Here is a 20,767-nt window from a genome sequence, read left to right as displayed (position 1 = left end):
TCCTGATTAACCCGGAGCGGTTATGTTAACGATTCAATTTCTCTGTCCTTTGCCAAACGGCCTGCATGCTCGTCCGGCGTGGGAACTTAAAGAGCAGTGCAGCCAGTGGCAAAGCGAAATCATCTTCATTAACCATCGCCAGAACGTAAAGGCCGATGCCAAAAGTTCGCTGGCGCTGATTGGCACCGGCACCTTATTTAATGACAGTTGCAGCCTGAACATTAGCGGCAGCGATGAAGAGCAGGCGCGGCGCGTGCTGGAAGAGTACATCCAGGTGCGCTTTATCGACAGCGACAGCGTCCAGCCGACGCAGGCAGAACTGACGGCACATCCACTGCCGCGTTCATTAAGCCGCCTGAACCCTGATTTACTGTACGGCAATGTGCTGGCAAGCGGCGTCGGCGTGGGTACGTTGACCCTGCTACAGAGCAACAGCCTCGACAGTTATCGGGCAATCCCGGCCAGTGCGCAAGACTCCACCTGGCTGGAACACAGCCTGGCAACGCTTGCCGAGCAACTGAACCAGCAGTTGCGCGAGCGTGACGGCGAAAGCAAAACTATCCTCAGCGCCCATTTATCGCTGATTCAGGATGATGAATTTGCAGGGAATATCCGTCGCCTGATGGCAGAACAGCATCAGGGGCTGGGGGCGGCGATCATCAGCAATATGGAGCAGGTTTGCGCCAAGCTTTCTGCCTCTGCCAGCGATTATCTGCGCGAGCGGGTCAGCGACATTCGTGATATCAGCGAACAATTGCTGCATATCACCTGGCCGGAACTGAAGCCGCGTAATAATCTGGTGCTCGAAAAACCGACCATTCTGGTGGCAGAAGATTTAACCCCTAGCCAGTTTTTGAGCCTCAATTTAAAAAATCTTGCGGGCATGATTCTGGAGAAAACCGGGCGCACCTCGCATACTCTGATTCTGGCCCGCGCCTCGGCGATCCCCGTACTGAGCGGCCTGCCGCTGGATGTCATTGCTCGCTATGCCGGGCAACCGGCGGTGCTTGACGCCCAGTGCGGCGTGCTGGCGATTAATCCTGATGACGCGGTGAGCGGTTATTATCAGGTTGCGCAGACGCTGGCGGATAAACGCCAGAAACAACAGGCGCAGGCCGCCGCGCAGCTGGCCTATTCCCGTGATAACAAGCGCATTGATATCGCGGCGAATATTGGCACCGCTCTGGAAGCGCCTGGCGCGTTTGCCAACGGCGCGGAAGGTGTCGGGCTGTTTCGTACCGAAATGCTCTATATGGAGCGCGACAGTGCGCCGGACGAACAGGAACAGTTTGAAGCATACCAACAGGTGCTACTGGCGGCGGGCGACAAGCCGATTATTTTCCGCACGATGGACATCGGCGGCGATAAAAGCATTCCTTACCTCAACATTCCCCAGGAAGAGAACCCGTTCCTCGGCTATCGCGCGGTACGTATTTACCCGGAATTTGCTGGTCTGTTCCGCACTCAATTGCGGGCTATTTTGCGCGCTGCCAGTTTCGGTAATGCCCAGTTAATGATCCCAATGGTCCACAGCCTCGATCAGATCTTATGGGTGAAGGGCGAGATCCAAAAAGCGATCGTTGAGCTTAAGCGCGATGGCCTGCGTCATGCAGAGTCGATTACGCTGGGTATCATGGTGGAAGTACCGTCGGTGTGCTACATCATCGACCACTTCTGCGATGAGGTCGATTTCTTCAGTATCGGTTCTAACGATATGACCCAGTATCTGTATGCGGTCGATCGTAATAACCCGCGCGTATCGCCGCTGTATAACCCGATTACGCCATCGTTCCTGCGCATGTTGCAGCAGATTGTTACCACTGCGCATCAGCGCGGCAAATGGGTAGGTATTTGCGGTGAACTGGGCGGTGAAAGTCGTTATCTGCCGCTACTGCTTGGACTGGGCCTGGATGAGCTGAGTATGAGTAGCCCGCGTATTCCGGCGGTGAAAAGCCAGCTTCGTCAACTGGATAGCGAGGCGTGTCGGGAATTGGCTCGTCAGGCATGTGAATGCCGCAGTGAGCAGGAAATTGAAGCGTTACTCACCGCCTTTACGCCGGAAGAAGACGTTCGCCCACTGCTGGCGCTGGAGAATATCTTTGTTGATCAGGCCTTTAGCAATAAAGAGCAGGCGATCCAGTTCCTGTGCGGCAACCTTGGCGTTAACGGGCGTACTGAACATCCGTTTGAGCTGGAAGAAGATGTCTGGCAGCGGGAAGAGATTGTTACTACTGGCGTTGGTTTTGGCGTGGCGATCCCGCACACCAAATCACAGTGGATCCGTCATTCCAGTATCAGCATTGCCCGGTTGGTGAAACCGGTTGACTGGCAGTCAGAAATGGGCGAAGTCGAACTGGTGATCATGCTGACGCTGGGCGCTAACGAAGGGATGAATCATGTGAAAGTCTTCTCGCAGCTGGCGCGTAAACTGGTGAATAAAAACTTCCGCCAGTCGCTGTTTGCCGCACAAGATGCACAAAGTATTCTGACGCTGCTGGAAACGGAATTAACCTTCTGACGTTAGCCCTGAAAACGTGCGCTATACTCTCCCGGCGTCAGACCAAACTGACGCCGGAAAACGCGACAAAAATAGTCGCTATCCGGAAACCCGCAACGCTGCGCCACTTCATGAATCGACAGATGATATTTCTGCAAAATCATCCTCGCCTTCGCCATTCGCACCCAACGCACATATTCGATAAAACGCATTGTTCCATGCTGCGCAAACAGTTTTGACAGATGATTGGGCGTGATATTAAAAAACTGCGCCACGTTCTCACGGGTGAGCGGCTGGGCATAATTATCCTGAACCCAGTTACAAATGCTGTGATAGAGAAAATCGCCGCGCGGCTGCGAATTACCCGGCGGCATATTCACCACGTTGCGGCAGAGATGCAGCAAACTTAACACCAGCGGCTGAATGATATTCTGCTCCAGCGGCGAACGGCTAAGATGGGTGAGGGCAGTAAGCATTGCTTCACCTTCGCCGCGTTGCAGGCTGGGAAGTTGGATCTGGCGAACTGGATGCAACAACGACGTGGTGCGGCTATCGTAATACGATAAACCAAGCCAGGTCGGCGCGAACACCAGACTTAACAGCATTACCGGTTTGTTGTTGACCGGTAAATTAGCCGCGCGCGCCGGAATAAACAGCATTTCTCCTTCCACTATATGTTGCTGCTTTGCTTCCAGCAGATTGCCGTATTCGCCGCGCAGCACGATATCCAGACGGGGAAAATCAATACATAAACTGCCCACCGGCAACGAGGCCGGCTGGCTGGCAAACCAGACGCGCCCCAGTAGTTGCGGGTTAAGCACCAGGCCGCTGAACAGATCGGCGAAAAATTGTTGATCGGCGGGCAAGCCTGTTGCTTTCATGAAAATCCCGATTACAGATGCATTAACTGCCTGAATTCTTTTACTTTGCTACGGCTGACCGGTACTTCAAAATCCAGATCTTTCAGTCGCAGAATGTAGGTGTTATTAAACCACGGTTCGATTTCGCGGATTTTGTTCAGATTGACACAAAATGAGCGATGGCAGCGGAAAAAATGTGACGGCGGCAGCTTGCTGCAAAATTCAGTAATGTTCATTGGCATTACGTAGGATTCACGCCGCGTATAGACAAAGGTCATTTTCTCGTGCGCTTCGGCGTAATAGATATCGTTAATTGGCGTGACGATGATTCGCTCATCTTTCACCAGATTAATGGTGTCATTCTCACGCGTTACCATTGCGGCAGGCGTACTGCTGGTTTGCTGTTGCTGCCAGGCTGCTTCCAGCTTTTGCAGCATTCCTGTAATGCGTGATTCCTGATACGGTTTGAGAATGTAGTCAAACGCCTCCAGCTCAAACGCTTCTACCGCATGTTCTTTCCACGCAGTGATGAACACAATAAACGGTTTATGGGCAAACTGGCTGATGTTTTGCGCCAGCAACACGCCATCCAGCGACGGAATATTGATATCCAGAAAAATGGCGTCGACGCGGTTATGCTGCAAAAACTTCAACACGTCCAGACCATCGTCAAAGGTGCCGACAATCTCCATCTGGCTGTGCTCTTTAATCAGCCAGCTCAGTTCCTGTTGTGCCAGGAATTCGTCTTCAACAATGATGACTTTCACAATATCACTCCGGCTCAAAGCAATAACGTAGCCTGTGAGGCGACAGGGGGGCGTTGGTTAGGAATGTAAAATGCGATTTCCGTCCCAGGCTCCAGACGACGAATATGCAGCCCTTCGCCATATAACAACTTCACGCGGTGATGGACATTAAGCAGGCCAATTTTATTGCCTGGCATTTCATTCGCTTCGACCCGTTCAATCACCTTTGGATCGATGCCGTGCCCGGTGTCTCGCACCGCAATGCGTACCCGATTGCCGCACTCTGCAACGCTGATGGTGACAACGCCTTTTCCCTTACAAGGCTGAATACCGTGGACAATGGCGTTCTCCACTAAAGGCTGGATCAGCAGGCTGGGAATGTAGCAATTCACCTCTTCATCAATATCATAGATAACCGTCAGCTTGTCGCCAAAGCGGGCCTGCTCAATGGCAATATAGTCTTTAATTTGGTACAGCTCTTTTTTGATATCGATTTGCTCATCGTCTTTTAATTCAATGTTATAGCGCAGATAACGCGACAGATTAAAGATTAACTGGCGAGCGGTATCCGGATTCAGACGGATCGACGATGAGATAGCATTCAGAGCATTAAACAGGAAATGGGGATTAATTTTGCTTTGCAGAGCGCGAAGCTCTGCCTTATTTGCCATTTCACGTAGCTGCTCGGCGCGTGAAACCTCCAGTTGGGTGGAGATGATTTGAGACAGACCGACAGCCATTTCCTGTAATGACGAGGTGATCTGATGCGCGTGGCAGTAGTAAATTTTCAGTGTTCCTGTCACCACGCCTTTCTCCCACAATGGGATCACCAGCATCGAATGAATCTCTGGCGTGCGGTGGGCTTCATCATTGTTTTTAATAATGATTTTTCCGTAATTCATTGCCTGACGCGTTGTTGGGCTAATGAAATCATCGCCATTCTGATAGTTGTGCTCACCTACGCCAACATAGGCCAGCACATGATCGGTGTTGGTAATCGCTACCGCATCGGCGTGAATATCATCGCGGATAATTTCACAAACTTTGCGTAATGACTCGCTATTGACATGGCGAAACAGCGGCAGCGTTTTGTTGGCGATATCCAGCGCCAGCTTGGCCTGCCGCGCGGCGCTGGCCTCTTTTTCGCCCTCAACGCTTTGTACCAGCAACACAATAAAGCCGATACAAACGCTGCCGAGGATCATCGGAATCCCGATTTTGGAGACGATATCAATCCCCAGGGCAGTGGTGGGCGCCCAGACAATCACCAGAATCATCGTCAACGTTTCACATAACATGCCACCGAGAATACCGACGCGCCAGCGCTGTGCTTTGGGGATTTTCAGGTTGATCCAGCCTGATATGCAACCCGCGAGAATACTGGTGATAAAGCACGGAATTGCCGTCACGCCGCCGATGTCAATTAAATAACGGTGAATACCCGCAATCACACCGGTAATGATGCCTACCCACGGGCCAAATAGAATTCCGCCTGACATCACCGCGATAATGCGCACATTAACCAGCGAGCCTTCTACGGGCACGCCGGACCAGGTGCTGAACAGGGCGAACAGCGAGAAAATGGCGGTAACGGCGAGCAGCTCTTTTGGGGAGTGCGCCGACTTGTGCAACAGTTCGCGAAACAGGCGGATACGGATGAGAAAGAACAGGCAGATAAGCATTAACGCTGCCCGATCGAAGACCGCCAGCAGCATATTGAATATTTCGTGCACGGGTGACTCTGAATAAGGATTAAACCTCTATGATAGGTAACCTGAAGACCGATGACCAGCAGGCCGTTTTTGAGGAAAAACCACAATTTTAAAAGGGGATTGAAAGATAAATGGTGTATTAGCAATGCATCTCTTGAAAATGCACATCTGGTTGGTAAATTTATTGAAATTATAATGTTAATAAATTGAGTGGTAATTTTCTTGTTAGCGTAGATAAATTTCCCGTTTTTAAGGCGGAGTTCCTCATTTAAATCCATTAACAAAAATGTTCTAAAACGCTGGACAGACAGAAATTAATCAGGCTATTTTCAAAACAGCCACCATCGTGGCAGCGTCGCTCGGACGGTCCGGGCGCTCACGTTAATCTGAGGAAATTATGGCTGACACTCGCCCTGAACGTCGCTTTACGCGTATTGATCGTCTCCCACCCTACGTTTTTAACATTACCGCTGAACTGAAAATGGCTGCGCGTCGGCGCGGCGAAGATATTATCGATTTCAGTATGGGTAACCCGGACGGTGCGACCCCGCCGCATATCGTCGAAAAATTATGTACGGTGGCCCAGCGACCGGACACGCATGGTTACTCCACCTCGCGTGGTATTCCGCGGTTACGTCGCGCCATTTCCCGCTGGTATCAGGATCGTTACGACGTCGAGATCGACCCGGAATCAGAGGCTATCGTCACCATTGGCTCGAAAGAGGGGCTGGCGCATCTGATGCTGGCGACGCTGGATCACGGTGACACTGTACTGGTGCCTAATCCAAGCTACCCGATTCATATTTACGGCGCGGTGATTGCCGGAGCGCAGGTACGCTCAGTGCCGCTGGTGGAAGGTGTCGATTTCTTCAACGAACTGGAACGCGCTATCCGTGAAAGTTATCCGAAACCGAAGATGATGATCCTCGGCTTCCCGTCGAACCCAACCGCGCAATGCGTGGAACTGGAATTCTTTGAGAAGGTTGTGGCGCTGGCGAAACGCTACGATGTGCTGGTGGTCCATGACCTGGCCTATGCCGATATCGTCTACGATGGCTGGAAAGCGCCGTCAATCATGCAGGTGCCAGGTGCACGCGATGTGGCGGTAGAGTTCTTTACGCTGTCGAAAAGCTACAACATGGCGGGCTGGCGTATCGGCTTTATGGTCGGTAACAAAACGCTGGTCAGCGCGTTGGCACGTATTAAAAGCTATCACGATTACGGTACTTTTACGCCGTTGCAGGTGGCGGCGATTGCGGCGCTGGAGGGAGATCAACAGTGCGTTCGCGACATTGCCGAACAGTACAAACGCCGCCGCGATGTACTGGTTAAAGGGCTGCATGAAGCGGGCTGGATGGTCGAAATGCCGAAGGCTTCGATGTATGTCTGGGCGAAAATCCCGGAACCATATGCGGCCATGGGCTCACTGGAATTTGCCAAGAAACTGCTTAACGAAGCGAAGGTCTGTGTCTCTCCAGGGATTGGCTTTGGCGACTACGGCGACACCCATGTTCGCTTTGCGCTGATTGAAAACCGCGATCGTATTCGCCAGGCGATTCGTGGAATTAAAGCGATGTTCCGTGCCGACGGTTTACTACCCGCCAGCAGCAAACATATTCACGAAAACGCGGAATAAACACCATCGCCAGAAATGCAAACAGGAGCCAGATGGCTCCTGTTTTTCATTGCACAGTTTGCTTTTAGATCATCAGGGCAAAAGTACCGGCCCAAACGATGACCATAAAAGAAATGCCCATAAAGAAATATTTCACTTTACATCTCTCCGCGTAATTACTGTTACGCCTGAATGACTTCATTACACCTGATACAGTGAGTTGACACCGGGCAAAACGACATTGAAAGTCCGTATTTTACCGTGGGCATCACCCCAGAATTCTGAGCTAAACTGCTCGAGACGGCGCTAATGTACGCCTAAAACTGAAACGAGACAAGAGGCATTTTCTTATTTACTTTTAGTAACTTACAGGTGTCTCATATCGGCGACAGTTTAATTTCTGACGGTAATAATTAGAGATTCAGCGAAGGAAAAAACCTTAAGAAAAAAGCCATAAAAACCATGAGGTTAATATGGCTGATTTGAGGAGGGAAAGAGTAGAAGCAATTTGTTAAATGTATAACGACGATTCTCCCACCGGGCGCGTTTTAAAGCGACGGTGGATCCAGAGGTACTGCTCAGGTGCGCGCATAATCTCTTTCTCGATAATCTTGTTCATATAGGCAGCGGCTTGATTTTCATCTGCCGGGTAGCCTTCCATTTCAGGGGTGATGAACAACCGATATCCGCTGTAATCCGTTTTTCTGACCATCGTTACGGTCAACATGGCTGCGCCAGAGAGACGAGAGAGGACATAGGTGCCATTTGTTGTGGCAACATTTTCTACCGCAAAGAACGGTGCGAAGGAGCTACCTTTACGACCATAATCCTGATCGGGAGCAAACCATACGGCTTCACCTTTCTTCAGCGCACCGACAATACCGCGCAGATTATTTCTGCCGATCATCGCTTTGTTAGAGCGCATGCGACCACGGGTCTGCACCCATTCCATCAGCTGATTATTATGTGGACGATAGGTGGCCATCATTGGCTGACATAGTCCCATCACGCGGCCGCCCAATTCCAGCGACATAAAATGGACGCCGACAACCATCACGCCACGATTTTGCAGTTGTGCGCGTTTGAGGTTATCCAGCCCTTCAACATCAAACCATTTACGTACGCGACTGTCGGGCCAGAACCATGCCATGCCGGTTTCTACCAGCGCCATGCCGAGTGAACGAAAGTTTTCGGCAATCATCTTCTCGCGCTCTTCAGCAGAATGCTGTGGGAAACAAAGTTCCAGGTTCTTACGGGCGATAGATTCACGACGTTTCAGGAATGGTCGCGCCATCGTGCCGATACGCGTGCCGAGAAAACAGAGAACAGGGTAAGGAAGCTGTACCCAAAGCCAGAGTACACCAAGCCCAAACCACGTGAGCCAGTAGCGAGGATGTAGAAACTCGCGGGAAAATTTGCATTTTGGAAACATAGTTACCTTCTGTAGATACGAATTGTTGTATCGCAGAAGATTCCATGTCGACAGCGGTACACTCAATTGATTGGGCCATCATGTACGACAATGGTTCCTGTAAAGAGTGTAAAGACTAGTCAGGACATAACCACGAGGAGCATGAATGCGGTGCTTTTACTTTATCACTGGCTGACTGCTTTCAGCTACTGATTATTTATCGTGCAAAGTAAATATTTTTTCGCACATTACAGTCTTGCATTTAACGTGCTGTTTTCATTAATACTTAGCAAAAATTGCCAGAGGTTAAGGATTGTCTTACTATTAAAGTGACTGAAGTTACAGGTTTTTTAGCGCGGCAGGAGGTTGAGCTATGATTTATTTATGGATGTTTCTCGCCCTGTGTATTGTCTGCGTAAGCGGATACATCGGTCAGGTACTGAACGTGGTCTCGGCGGTCTCTTCTTTCTTCGGCATGGTGATCCTCGCTGCACTCATTTACTACTTCACCATGTGGTTAACTGGCGGTAATGAACTAGTGACGGGGATATTTATGTTTCTTGCCCCGGCTTGTGGCTTGATGATTCGCTTTATGGTGGGGTATGGCAGGCGGTAGTAGTTCAGGATGGATCATTTGGGCAGGTGCTCACATCATCAACAGATATGATTGTTCACCTGCCATGTGACAGACGCTATCGCACAGGATGAATAAGATAATTCGCCTTTGTCGGAAAAGGGGGCGTGATGTCTTCTGTGAGATTTAATGGTGGCGCATCTTCTCTCATCTTAAACAAAATCGCCTGTGATGGTTGAAGTTTTGTAGAATGAGTTGTCGTCATCACTGACGTTTTTTCTGTCTCTTTATAGCTCGTCTCACTTCCGCCACCAGAAATGGAAAATGCAAAAACATTGCATGCCATAATAGAGACCAATAAAAATAAGCTAAAAAGCATTAAGTTTACTTTCATAGAAAGTTATCCTGAGAATGGCTCACTGAGAACCTACGATGTTATGGCTGTATTTACATTTAATTAATCAGTATTTACATCGATATAATAAATGACATCTCTTTGTGGTATATAAGAATAGTTCTCTGCGACAGGAAGCATATTCCTACAATTGTAAGACTAAAATACTTCTTGCGATAATAACTACAACTGTAAGATAACCCTTTCAAAATGACCGTTGCTCTCTGATTTCTCATTTCATGCTCACCCAATATGATGGCGGCGTTTTCTAAAACTGTTAAAGAATGAGGTAAGTATGAAACGTTTAATTATGGCTACGATGGTCACAGCAGTTCTGGCATCTTCAACTGTATGGGCTGCTGATAATGCACCGGTAGCAGCACAACAGCAAACTCAGCAAGTTCAGCAAACCCAGAAAACGGTAGCAGCAGAGCGTATCTCTGAACAGGGTTTATATGCGATGCGTGACGTGCAGGTAGCGCGCCTGGCTCTGTTTCATGGCGATCCGGAAAAGGCAAAAGAACTGACCAATGAAGCTTCCGCTTTGCTGTCAGATGACAGTACTGAATGGGCAAAGTTCGCTAAGCCAGGTAAAAAGACCAATATCAATGATGACCAATATATTGTCATTAATGCATCTGTCGGAATTTCTGAGAGTTATGTAGCGACACCCGAAAAAGAAGCAGCGATAAAAATTGCGAATGAAAAAATGGCGAAAGGGGATAAAAAGGGAGCAATGGAAGAGCTTCGCCTGGCCGGTGTTGGCGTAATGGAAAACCAATATCTGATGCCGCTTAAACAGACTCGTAATGCACTTGCTGATGCGCAGAAACTGCTTGATAAAAAGCAATACTACGAGGCAAACCTGGCGCTTAAAGGTGCGGAAGATGGAATCATCGTCGATAGCGAAGCACTGTTTGTGAACTAATGCTGACAGGCAGCATATTGAAGTAAAAGATTTTACTCCCTCCAGGCGACAATTTTTTATGACCACAATACGACCGATTGTGGTCATAAAATTATTTGGCGCTCGCGGTTCTATAAACACGCATTATCTATTCCTCAAAGTAAACATCAATAATCCCGTGTCATCACGAAATCATTGTTTATGTTATGTTTTATGGTACGATTTAAAAATCGTAATCATTTCCCTCACTGTAAATCACAATCGCTTCTTACAGTTGTAAGAATAACATCACAAATGTCGCGGCTCTCTCTGATTACCGCAAACCAATATTTATCATATTCTTCTTTTCGTCCTCACTACTTACCATGCAAAAAGGAATTGGTAGTGGCGATGAAATGATTTCCAGCACTTGATACAGGAATTTAAAAATATCGAGTGCAGCTACGACGATATTTTGCGGATTATTTATAGAGGGCGTTATGCCTTAAATAAACGCTAAATTAACATATATTTAATTAACTAATAGGTATTGCTATGTCAACTCCACTTCAAGGAATTAAAGTTCTCGATTTCACCGGTGTGCAATCTGGCCCATCTTGTACTCAGATGCTGGCGTGGTTTGGCGCTGACGTCATTAAAATTGAACGTCCCGGCGTTGGTGACGTAACGCGTCGCCAGCTGCGAGATATTCCTGATATCGATGCACTTTACTTCACCATGCTTAACAGCAACAAACGTTCTATTGAATTAAATACCAAAACAGCGGAAGGCAAAGAGGTAATGGAAAAGCTGATCCGCGAAGCTGATATCTTGGTCGAGAACTTTCATCCAGGGGCTATTGATCACATGGGCTTCACCTGGGAGCATATTCAGGAAATCAACCCACGTCTGATTTTTGGTTCGATCAAAGGGTTTGATGAGTGTTCGCCTTATGTGAATGTAAAAGCCTATGAAAACGTTGCTCAGGCAGCGGGTGGCGCGGCATCCACTACGGGTTTTTGGGACGGCCCGCCGCTGGTAAGCGCTGCAGCGTTGGGTGACAGCAACACCGGAATGCATTTGCTGATCGGTTTACTTGCTGCTTTGCTGCATCGCGAAAAAACGGGGCGTGGGCAACGAGTTACCATGTCAATGCAGGATGCCGTGTTGAACCTTTGCCGCGTGAAATTACGCGACCAGCAGCGCCTCGATAAGCTGGGTTATCTGGAAGAATACCCGCAGTATCCGAATGGCACATTTGGTGATGCAGTTCCCCGCGGTGGTAATGCGGGTGGTGGCGGTCAGCCTGGCTGGATCCTGAAATGTAAAGGCTGGGAAACCGATCCTAATGCCTATATTTATTTCACTATTCAGGAGCAAAACTGGGAAAACACCTGTAAAGCTATCGGCAAACCAGAATGGATTACCGATCCGGCATATAGTACAGCTCATGCCCGACAGCCACATATTTTCGATATTTTTGCTGAAATCGAAAAATACACTGTCACTATTGATAAACATGAAGCGGTGGCCTATTTGACTCAGTTTGATATTCCTTGTGCACCGGTTTTAAGTATGAAAGAAATTTCACTCGATCCCTCTTTGCGCCAAAGTGGCAGTGTTGTCGAAGTAGAGCAACCGTTGCGTGGAAAATATCTGACCGTTGGTTGTCCAATGAAATTCTCTGCCTTTACGCCGGATATTAAAGCTGCGCCGCTATTAGGTGAACATACCGCTGCTGTATTGCAGGAGCTGGGTTATAGCGACGATGAAATTGCTGCAATGAAGCAAAACCACGCCATCTGATATTAACGGGGGCTTCTGGCTCCCAATTTATAAAAATTTCGAGGTTATTAATCATGTCAGATCAACTTCAAATGACAGATGGTATGCATATCATCGTTGAAGCATTAAAACAGAATAATATTGACACTATTTATGGTGTTGTAGGTATTCCTGTGACGGATATGGCGCGCCATGCCCAGGCGGAAGGCATTCGTTATATTGGTTTTCGTCATGAGCAATCTGCAGGCTATGCGGCTGCGGCAAGCGGTTTTCTTACCCAAAAGCCAGGGATCTGCCTGACCGTTTCTGCGCCAGGATTCCTCAATGGTTTGACCGCATTGGCCAACGCAACAGTAAATGGTTTTCCGATGATCATGATCAGCGGCTCTAGCGATCGCGCGATCGTTGATCTCCAGCAAGGTGATTATGAAGAGCTGGACCAAATGAATGCGGCAAAACCCTATGCCAAAGCGGCATTCCGCGTTAACCAGCCGCAGGATCTTGGCATTGCGTTGGCACGCGCTATCCGGGTCTCCGTTTCGGGTCGCCCTGGCGGTGTTTATCTTGATTTGCCAGCAAATGTCCTGGCTGCGACGATGGAAAAAGACGAGGCATTAGCCACTATTGTTAAAGTTGAAAACCCATCGTCAGCGTTATTGCCATGCCCGAAGTCAGTCACTAGTGCAATTTCGCTGTTAGCAAAAGCAGAACGGCCATTAATTATCCTTGGTAAAGGCGCGGCGTATTCACAAGCTGATGAGCAGCTTCGTGAGTTTATTGAAAGTACCCAGATTCCATTCCTGCCAATGTCTATGGCGAAAGGGATCCTGGAAGATACGCATCCACTTTCTGCGGCGGCTGCGCGTTCGTTTGCGCTGGCAAATGCTGATGTTGTCATGCTTGTTGGGGCGCGACTGAATTGGTTACTGGCGCACGGTAAAAAAGGATGGGCGGCAGATACACAGTTTATTCAACTGGATATAGAACCGCAGGAAATTGACAGCAACCGCCCCATTGCTGTGCCAGTCGTTGGTGATATTGCATCCAGTATGCAAGGTATGCTGGCAGAACTGAAACAAAACACATTTACGACTCCACTGGTGTGGCGCGATATTTTAAATATCCACAAGCAGCAAAATGCGCAAAAAATGCATGAAAAGTTAAGTACAGATACCCAACCATTAAATTACTTTAATGCATTGAGTGCGGTGCGCGATGTATTGCGCGAGAACCAGGATATTTATTTAGTTAATGAAGGGGCAAATACCCTGGATAATGCACGAAATATTATTGATATGTATAAACCACGTCGTCGTCTGGATTGTGGCACCTGGGGTGTCATGGGCATCGGTATGGGCTATGCCATCGGTGCTAGCGTGACCTCTGGTTCTCCGGTTGTCGCCATTGAAGGTGATAGTGCTTTTGGTTTCAGTGGGATGGAGATTGAAACGATTTGTCGATATAACCTGCCGGTGACGATCGTTATTTTTAATAATGGCGGCATCTACAGAGGAGACGGTGTTGATCTCAGTGGCGCTGGTGCACCATCACCAACAGATCTATTGCACCATGCAAGGTATGACAAATTAATGGATGCATTTCGTGGCGTTGGATATAACGTCACCACGACAGATGAGCTTCGTCATGCGTTAACCACCGGTATTCAGTCGCGCAAACCGACCATTATTAATGTGGTCATCGACCCAGCAGCAGGAACTGAAAGTGGCCATATTACCAAACTTAACCCAAAACAAGTCGCTGGTAATTAAATACTGACATCGTCTCCTCTTGCCAACTCATTATCGATGGTGAGGGGACCCTTATCGGAAATACTATTATGCTAACATTTTTTATTGGCGATTTATTGCCTATTATCGTAATCATGCTGTTGGGTTATTTTAGCGGCAGACGAGAAACTTTTTCAGAAGATCAAGCCCGGGCATTTAATAAACTGGTATTAAACTACGCTCTTCCTGCGGCCCTATTTGTTTCTATTACCCGGGCAAACAGGGAAATGATTTTTGCGGACACTCGCCTGACCCTTGTATCACTTGTAGTTATTGTCGGATGTTTCTTTTTCTCCTGGTTTGGTTGCTACAAATTTTTTAAACGTACCCATGCAGAAGCAGCAGTATGTGCATTAATTGCAGGTTCACCTACCATTGGATTCCTGGGGTTTGCAGTTCTCGACCCTATTTATGGTGATTCCGTATCAACAGGTTTAGTGGTAGCAATTATTTCTATTATTGTTAACGCAATTACTATTCCTATTGGTCTGTATTTGCTGAATCCCTCCTCAGGAGCGGATGGTAAGAAGAATAGCAATCTGAGCGCGTTAATCTCTGCGGCAAAGGAGCCAGTCGTATGGGCACCTGTTCTGGCAACGATCCTGGTGTTGGTTGGGGTAAAAATTCCGGCAGCATGGGATCCAACCTTTAATCTGATTGCGAAGGCTAACTCAGGGGTAGCGGTATTCGCTGCGGGGTTGACTCTGGCTGCACATAAATTCGAGTTCAGTGCTGAAATTGCTTATAACACCTTCCTGAAGCTGATTCTGATGCCACTGGCACTGCTTCTCGTTGGTATGGCATGTCATTTGAACAGCGAACATCTGCAGATGATGGTACTGGCAGGCGCATTACCGCCGGCATTCTCCGGAATCATTATTGCCAGCCGGTTTAATGTCTACACCCGCACTGGTACAGCGTCATTGGCTGTTAGTGTGCTGGGTTTTGTCGTCACGGCTCCCTTGTGGATTTATGTCAGTCGACTGGTTTCATAATTAATCATGTTATTAATTTTCATAAATGCCGAAGAGTCTTTTCACCTTCGGCTTTTTTTCAAGGCATAAGCAAATGACCAATAATGAATGCAAAGGGCCGTTTGAAGGCTTATTAGTTATCGATATGACGCATGTCCTTAATGGGCCTTTCGGAACTCAACTTCTTTGTAATATGGGCGCAAGGGTCATTAAAGTTGAGCCGCCAGGTCATGGTGATGATACCCGCACATTTGGTCCCTATGTGGATGGACAGTCACTCTATTACAGTTTTATTAATCATGGCAAAGAGAGCGTGGTTCTTGATTTAAAGAATGATCACGATAAAAGCATATTTATAAATATGCTTAAACAAGCGGATGTATTAGCTGAGAATTTTCGCCCAGGTACAATGGAAAAACTGGGATTTTCGTGGGAAACGCTACAAGAAATCAACCCACGCCTCATATATGCTTCATCGTCAGGTTTCGGACATACCGGTCCGCTAAAAGATGCTCCGGCCTACGATACCATTATTCAGGCAATGAGTGGAATAATGATGGAAACGGGATATCCTGATGCTCCGCCAGTGCGTGTTGGCACCTCTCTTGCAGATCTCTGTGGCGGTGTCTATTTATTCAGTGGAATCGTGAGTGCGCTTTATGGCCGCGAAAAGAGCCAGCGAGGGGCGCATGTCGATATCGCGATGTTTGATGCCACTCTGAGTTTTCTGGAGCATGGACTGATGGCATATATCGCGACAGGGAAGTCACCACAACGCCTGGGAAATCGCCATCCCTACATGGCTCCTTTTGATGTTTTCGATACTCAGGATAAACCAATTACTATTTGTTGTGGTAATGACAAGCTTTTTTCTGCGTTATGCCAGGCACTGGATCTGACGGAACTTGTTGATGATCCCCGATTTAACAGCAATATTTTACGTGTACAAAATCAAGCTATTCTTAAACAATATATTGAGCGGACGTTAAAAACGCAGGCAGCTGAAGTTTGGTTAGCCAGAATAAATGAAGTTGGTGTGCCTGTAGCGCCGCTATTAAGTGTGGCTGAGGCCATTAATTTGCCACAAACTCAGGCGAGAAATATGTTGATTGAAGCCGGGGGAATAATGATGCCGGGTAATCCGATAAAAATCAGCGGCTGCGCGGACCCGCATGTTATGCCGGGAGCGGCAACGCTCGACCAGCATGGGGAACAAATTCGCCATGAGTTCTCATCATAAATGTAAGATGTGCTGGTAAATAGCTCCCACATTTGAACCTTGTGGGAGCCGCTATTTAGCCATTTTGCTGACAGAAAACAGCAATCTCCTGGTCCAGTTCTGCAATGTGTTCTTTAACGGAGTTCAGCAGCTGAATAATTTCAGGCTTACTGCCATCTGAAACAGGTGTTATTTCTAACTGGTGGCTAATATTAATCAACTTTTGCAAATTCAGGATGTTAGCCGCACCGTGGATGCGATGAATACACTGATGGAAAGTTCTGTTATCGCCAGCTTCTAGCGCATGAAACGCAGCGGATAGATCTTTATGCGTTTCATGCTGGAAAGTCATGAGAATCTCCTGCATTAGTTGCAGATCGTTCGCCGTATTATTTTTCAGGGCTTCGATATCAAGATGGCGATACAGGGGAGCAATATGCGCAACCTGTTGTAACTGACTTAAATGTGTTTTTAGTACATCCAGGGTCAATGGTTTGAATAAGCATAGATCCATGCCACAACTTAACCCTTTGTCGCGTTCATTAGCCTGTGCGTTGGCCGTAAGCCCCCAGACGGGTAAAGAATAATGTTGCTCACGGAGTTTGCGGGTCAACTCAAAACCATCCATATTCGGCATATTAACATCAGTAATAAGCAGATCATAATGCTGCATACTGACTTTGTGTAGCGCTTGTACACCATCAGAGGCTTCATCAACATCATATCCTAATAGGTTTAGCTGGCGTTTGAGTAATAGCCTGTTGGTCGGATGATCATCCGCGATTAATATGCTCAACTTTTCAGGGAGTGTCATAGGTTGTTCTGCTTTTGCCTCGACAGTCGCCACTTGTTGGGTAATTTCTACCGGGATTGTGATCGTAAATGTCGTTCCTATGCCTGGATGACTTTCTAATGACAAATCGCCCTGCATGTTTTTAATTAATTCTTTGCAGATCATTAAGCCTAAACCAGAACCTGTTTGCTGACGACCTGCACTTGTTTGGCTATAGCGTTTAAACAGTTGTTGTTGTTCTTCCTGCGATAATCCGCTTCCGGTGTCCATAATCGTCATTTTGATAACAGCGTGGTTGTCATCAATATGAACCAGGGAAGTCGTAATTTTTACTGCCCCCTCGGTGGTAAATTTAAGGGCATTACTCAGTAAATTAGACAGCACCTGCTTAAACGCTTGAGGGTCGATTTTAACCAGGTAGCATTCAGGAAGCGTACTGCTGCAATTTAATGCGATGGATTTGCTTGCAGCAATCGCACCGAAAGAATGACAAGTGTTCTGGACTAAAGCAGGGATATCGACCCATTGTGGTTGAAGTTGATAGTTACCCGATTCAATTTTGTCGACATCAAGGATTTCACCAATTAAGCCGAGGAGTGACTGTCCGGTGGCGTAAGCAAGTGAAATCGCCTCCACACGTTGCTCCTTGCTAAGACCTGAACCCGACAGAAGTTCCAGGAAGCCCATAATGGAGCTTATTGGTGTTCTTATTTCGTGACTCATTGTTGCCAGGAACTGGCTTTTTGCGACAGTTGCATTGATCGCTTTATTTCTTTCTACTTCGAGTGCATGAATTAAATCACGCGTCTCGGTAATATCTTGCCAACCACAAATATATACTGCATTGTCACTTGCAGGTAAATTGCATAATGTATGCCAATGATTAATGCATCTTTTTTCAGTACCATTATTAATTTCAAAAACTTGGCTATATATTGTTCTGTTTTCTTTTGTTTCTGCTGTGACTTCATGCACATTAGAAAAAACATCTTTAAAGGGGGAGTCACTGTTTTCTAATGGTAACATTGCATTTTTGTAGTAATCAGCAGTGAAATAATGTTCAAATGCACTATTGTGACTAATGACATTACCTTGCCAGTTTACAACATAAGTTGGATTCGGTAAGGAATCCGAGAGTGCTTTCCGGAATGATATTTGGTTTTCTAAATCACCCTGAATTACCTTACGACGACGAACTGAGCGTAACAGGTAGAATCCCCATAAAAGGCTACTGCCAACTAATAAAACGGATAAAGTCGTAACAATGTAAAATTGCTCACTATAGAGGTCCCATGTGTCAATGGTCACATTGGGCATTTTGATCCATTTTTCCGTCAGGCGCAGAACTTCGCTTGGGGGAATTGCATTCAATGCTTTATTAATAATATCCTTAAGTTCTGGTTCTCCGCGAGGAAAAGCGAACGAAAGCGATGCATTCTCAACGCCGGGAATAAGAAAATGATAAAGTTCATTAGGATAGTAATGGTCGATCATGTAACGCGAATTTAGCTGTGTCGCGACCAGGGCATCAAGTTCACCTTCCTTAACCTTGTGAAATGCAGCGCTAGCATTATCGACTTGTATCCACTCAACCTCCGGATACATCTCTTTCAATTGCGAATGAAGCTCATAATAATATGGAATGGCAACTTTCATTCCTTTTTTTAAAGTTTGTTCACTGTCAGGCGCTTTTTGCATGACGAAAACGTAAGGCGTTGTTATGAATGCTTCAGCAAATAAAACATTATTTTCTCGATCTTCACTATAAATAGCGCCAGGTAAGATATCCCATCCATCGGGATTAAGCTGTGTTCCGGCATGGATATTGTGTGAAACGGTGATCGGAGAAAATTTTAAACCTGTTTGCAATGTAATAATATTAAGAATATCCCCCATAACGCCCCGAACCGAGCCATTTTCATCAGTCATAGAATAGGGGGGCGAGTAAGGATTTTCCAGCACCCTTAATTCGGGATGCTGCTTAATCCACAGTTTTTCATGTTCAGTGAGTTCTAATGGTTTGTTCAGAAAGGCCAGGTTCCCTGTATCAAGCCAATTTTGTGATACTTCATAGCGAACTTCATTTGTTAAAGCATCGACAAATCGATTGAGTACTTCATTAAGAACAACTGATTCTTTTCTGGTTAAGAAGAAATTATATTGGCGCGGTGTACTATAATAATTTACTACATTTAAGGAGTGAGTAAAATATCGGGAAATCATACTACTGGTAATGATGTTACTACCCATAAAGTAATCATTATGTCCGGTAGAAACGGATGCCAATGCCTGATATAAATTTGTAAAAGAGATAATTGTTGCTTTGGGAAATGATTGGTGAATTACCTCGTCGGGGGGGTAATTTGCTACTCGCGCAATATTCACTGGTTTCGGCGAGGTTAGCGGTCGCATTGAATCGTGGAGGGTGGTGACCAGCGCCGGAAAGGTAATTATCAATGGTTTGGTTGCAGCAATGTCCTCATTAACAGGCGGCGAAGCAACTAAATGTGATAACACGATATCGACTTCACCTTCTTCCAGCGCGTCCATTGCTTTTTGATGATTAGGGTATTCCCGGAGTGTTAATTTGATATTTAATGCTTTTTTTAAAAGATTTAAATAATCAGCATTAATACCACGAACCCGTTGCTGCGAATCGGTATGCAATAATGTCGCTGTTTTTGACTTGTGTACTGCAATCACAAGATTTTTTTTGCTTGCCAGCCAACGCAACTCCTTGTTGCTCAGACGCAGTGGATCAAGTGTGACACGATTGTTACTACTAATGCCACGATATTCAATGTAATCTTCGTCTGCGAAACTTATAGTCGACCAAAGACAACAAGAGAGAAGAAAGAAATAGGTTAAAAACTTCATGTGGTTAGCCGATTTTGTTACGTTGCGCAAATGTGTAAAGATCCATCAGTGATTTACATTCTAATTTTTCCATCAGGCGACTTTTATAAGTGCTGACAGTTTTGTTGCTGATGAACATTTTCTCGGCAATGTCATTGTTATCTTTGCCATCGAGGATATAGCGCATGACACTAATTTCTTGTTTCGATAAGGAGTCGAGTTTTTGCTGGTCGGACGTTAAACTTCCAACAAATCGATTGAGAGAGAAGGGGAAATAGCAGTAGCCATTTTTTGCTGCTTCAATAGCCGCAATGATATTGTTCATGCCCTCTTTTTTACTGACGAATCCATTAGCGCCAGCATCAGCACAATGTTTCCCGTAAAAATGGTCATTTTTAGCGGAGACGATAATAATAATTCCGCTATATTGGCGCTTCCTCAGTGTTTCTAACACCTGGATACCGTTAACTCCGGGGATATCGACGTCAATGATGACGATATCAGGCTTAAGTGTTTCCACCCGTTGAACGGCGCTTCCGCCTTCAGTCAACTCGGCTAAGATTTCAATATCGTTTTTGATCAATAAATTACGAATTGCTGCGATAGCAAGAGGATGGTCATCAATAATTATTGCATTCATAGATTATTCCCTTTGCAA

General features: G+C 46.6%; 16 protein-coding genes. 8 read left to right on the top strand and 8 right to left on the bottom strand.

Annotated elements, in window-relative coordinates; all coding sequences use genetic code 11:
• Positions 1 to 22: 22 nt before the first annotated feature.
• A complete protein-coding gene (gene ptsP / locus QUF14_RS15155; RefSeq protein ID WP_286333058.1) occupies positions 23 to 2,518 on the top strand; it encodes a phosphoenolpyruvate--protein phosphotransferase in 2,496 nt (831 codons plus the stop codon).
• Positions 2,519 to 2,520: 2 nt separating this feature from the next.
• Here ptsP and QUF14_RS15150 read toward each other — a convergent pair whose 3' ends face one another.
• The 3 genes from QUF14_RS15150 to ypdA are packed head-to-tail and all read right to left on the bottom strand — an operon-like array spanning position 2,521 to position 5,836.
• Positions 2,521 to 3,378 (bottom strand): AraC family transcriptional regulator, encoded by an 858-nt coding sequence (locus tag QUF14_RS15150; protein WP_000648314.1) that lies wholly within the window; start codon positions 3,376 to 3,378, stop codon positions 2,521 to 2,523.
• Between the two features lie 11 nt (positions 3,379 to 3,389).
• Positions 3,390 to 4,124, bottom strand: coding sequence for a two-component system response regulator YpdB (gene ypdB, locus QUF14_RS15145; protein ID WP_001354801.1), 735 nt, complete (start codon positions 4,122 to 4,124; stop codon positions 3,390 to 3,392).
• A 14-nt stretch (positions 4,125 to 4,138) separates the two neighbouring features.
• The gene (ypdA, locus tag QUF14_RS15140; RefSeq protein WP_000544366.1) at positions 4,139 to 5,836 is read right to left on the bottom strand and encodes a two-component system sensor histidine kinase YpdA; all 1,698 of its coding nucleotides are present in this window, start codon (positions 5,834 to 5,836) and stop codon (positions 4,139 to 4,141) included.
• A 376-nt stretch (positions 5,837 to 6,212) separates the two neighbouring features.
• On the opposite strand from ypdA, the gene alaC reads away from it, so the two are divergent.
• Positions 6,213 to 7,451, top strand: a complete 1,239-nt coding sequence (gene alaC / locus QUF14_RS15135; protein ID WP_000785931.1) for an alanine transaminase — start codon at positions 6,213 to 6,215, stop codon at positions 7,449 to 7,451.
• 64 nt (positions 7,452 to 7,515) lie between these two features.
• Here the strand turns inward: alaC and ypdK are convergent, their stop codons facing one another.
• Entirely contained in the window at positions 7,516 to 7,587 is a 72-nt protein-coding gene (gene ypdK, locus QUF14_RS15130) for a membrane protein YpdK (protein WP_010723117.1), read from the bottom strand.
• A 354-nt stretch (positions 7,588 to 7,941) separates the two neighbouring features.
• Positions 7,942 to 8,862: a kdo(2)-lipid IV(A) palmitoleoyltransferase gene (lpxP, locus tag QUF14_RS15125; RefSeq protein ID WP_000484014.1), complete on the bottom strand. Its 921-nt coding sequence runs from the start codon at positions 8,860 to 8,862 to the stop codon at positions 7,942 to 7,944.
• A gap of 352 nt (positions 8,863 to 9,214) precedes the next feature.
• Between lpxP and QUF14_RS15120 the strand changes: the two genes are divergently transcribed.
• On the top strand, positions 9,215 to 9,457 hold the full coding sequence (locus QUF14_RS15120) for a YfdY family protein (RefSeq protein ID WP_000639883.1): 243 nt from the start codon (positions 9,215 to 9,217) through the stop codon (positions 9,455 to 9,457).
• Between the two features lie 76 nt (positions 9,458 to 9,533).
• Here QUF14_RS15120 and ypdI read toward each other — a convergent pair whose 3' ends face one another.
• Positions 9,534 to 9,809, bottom strand: coding sequence for a colanic acid biosynthesis lipoprotein YpdI (ypdI, locus tag QUF14_RS15115; RefSeq protein WP_000867670.1), 276 nt, complete (start codon positions 9,807 to 9,809; stop codon positions 9,534 to 9,536).
• A 295-nt stretch (positions 9,810 to 10,104) separates the two neighbouring features.
• On the opposite strand from ypdI, the gene QUF14_RS15110 reads away from it, so the two are divergent.
• The 5 genes from QUF14_RS15110 (at position 10,105) to yfdE (ending at position 16,481) form a co-directional block, all read left to right on the top strand.
• The gene (locus QUF14_RS15110) at positions 10,105 to 10,737 is read left to right on the top strand and encodes a YfdX family protein (RefSeq protein WP_000825617.1); all 633 of its coding nucleotides are present in this window, start codon (positions 10,105 to 10,107) and stop codon (positions 10,735 to 10,737) included.
• A gap of 513 nt (positions 10,738 to 11,250) precedes the next feature.
• Complete coding sequence (gene frc, locus QUF14_RS15105) at positions 11,251 to 12,501, top strand: formyl-CoA transferase (protein WP_000106772.1); 1,251 nt, start codon at positions 11,251 to 11,253, stop codon at positions 12,499 to 12,501.
• A 53-nt stretch (positions 12,502 to 12,554) separates the two neighbouring features.
• Complete coding sequence (gene oxc, locus QUF14_RS15100; RefSeq protein ID WP_001283478.1) at positions 12,555 to 14,249, top strand: oxalyl-CoA decarboxylase; 1,695 nt, start codon at positions 12,555 to 12,557, stop codon at positions 14,247 to 14,249.
• Between the two features lie 68 nt (positions 14,250 to 14,317).
• The gene (gene yfdV, locus QUF14_RS15095) at positions 14,318 to 15,262 is read left to right on the top strand and encodes a transporter YfdV (protein WP_000955028.1); all 945 of its coding nucleotides are present in this window, start codon (positions 14,318 to 14,320) and stop codon (positions 15,260 to 15,262) included.
• 73 nt (positions 15,263 to 15,335) lie between these two features.
• Entirely contained in the window at positions 15,336 to 16,481 is a 1,146-nt protein-coding gene (gene yfdE, locus QUF14_RS15090) for a CoA:oxalate CoA-transferase (protein WP_000183683.1), read from the top strand.
• A 55-nt stretch (positions 16,482 to 16,536) separates the two neighbouring features.
• Here yfdE and evgS read toward each other — a convergent pair whose 3' ends face one another.
• Entirely contained in the window at positions 16,537 to 20,130 is a 3,594-nt protein-coding gene (gene evgS / locus QUF14_RS15085) for an acid-sensing system histidine kinase EvgS (RefSeq protein ID WP_100733840.1), read from the bottom strand.
• Between the two features lie 4 nt (positions 20,131 to 20,134).
• Positions 20,135 to 20,749 (bottom strand): acid-sensing system DNA-binding response regulator EvgA, encoded by a 615-nt coding sequence (evgA, locus tag QUF14_RS15080; protein ID WP_000991370.1) that lies wholly within the window; start codon positions 20,747 to 20,749, stop codon positions 20,135 to 20,137.
• Positions 20,750 to 20,767 lie beyond the last annotated feature (18 nt).

Source organism: Escherichia sp. HH091_1A, assembly GCF_030295175.1.
Lineage (GTDB): Bacteria > Pseudomonadota > Gammaproteobacteria > Enterobacterales > Enterobacteriaceae > Escherichia > Escherichia coli_F.
The sequence above is the reverse complement of the archived record's forward strand: the minus strand, read 5'-3'. Positions and strand labels throughout refer to the sequence as shown.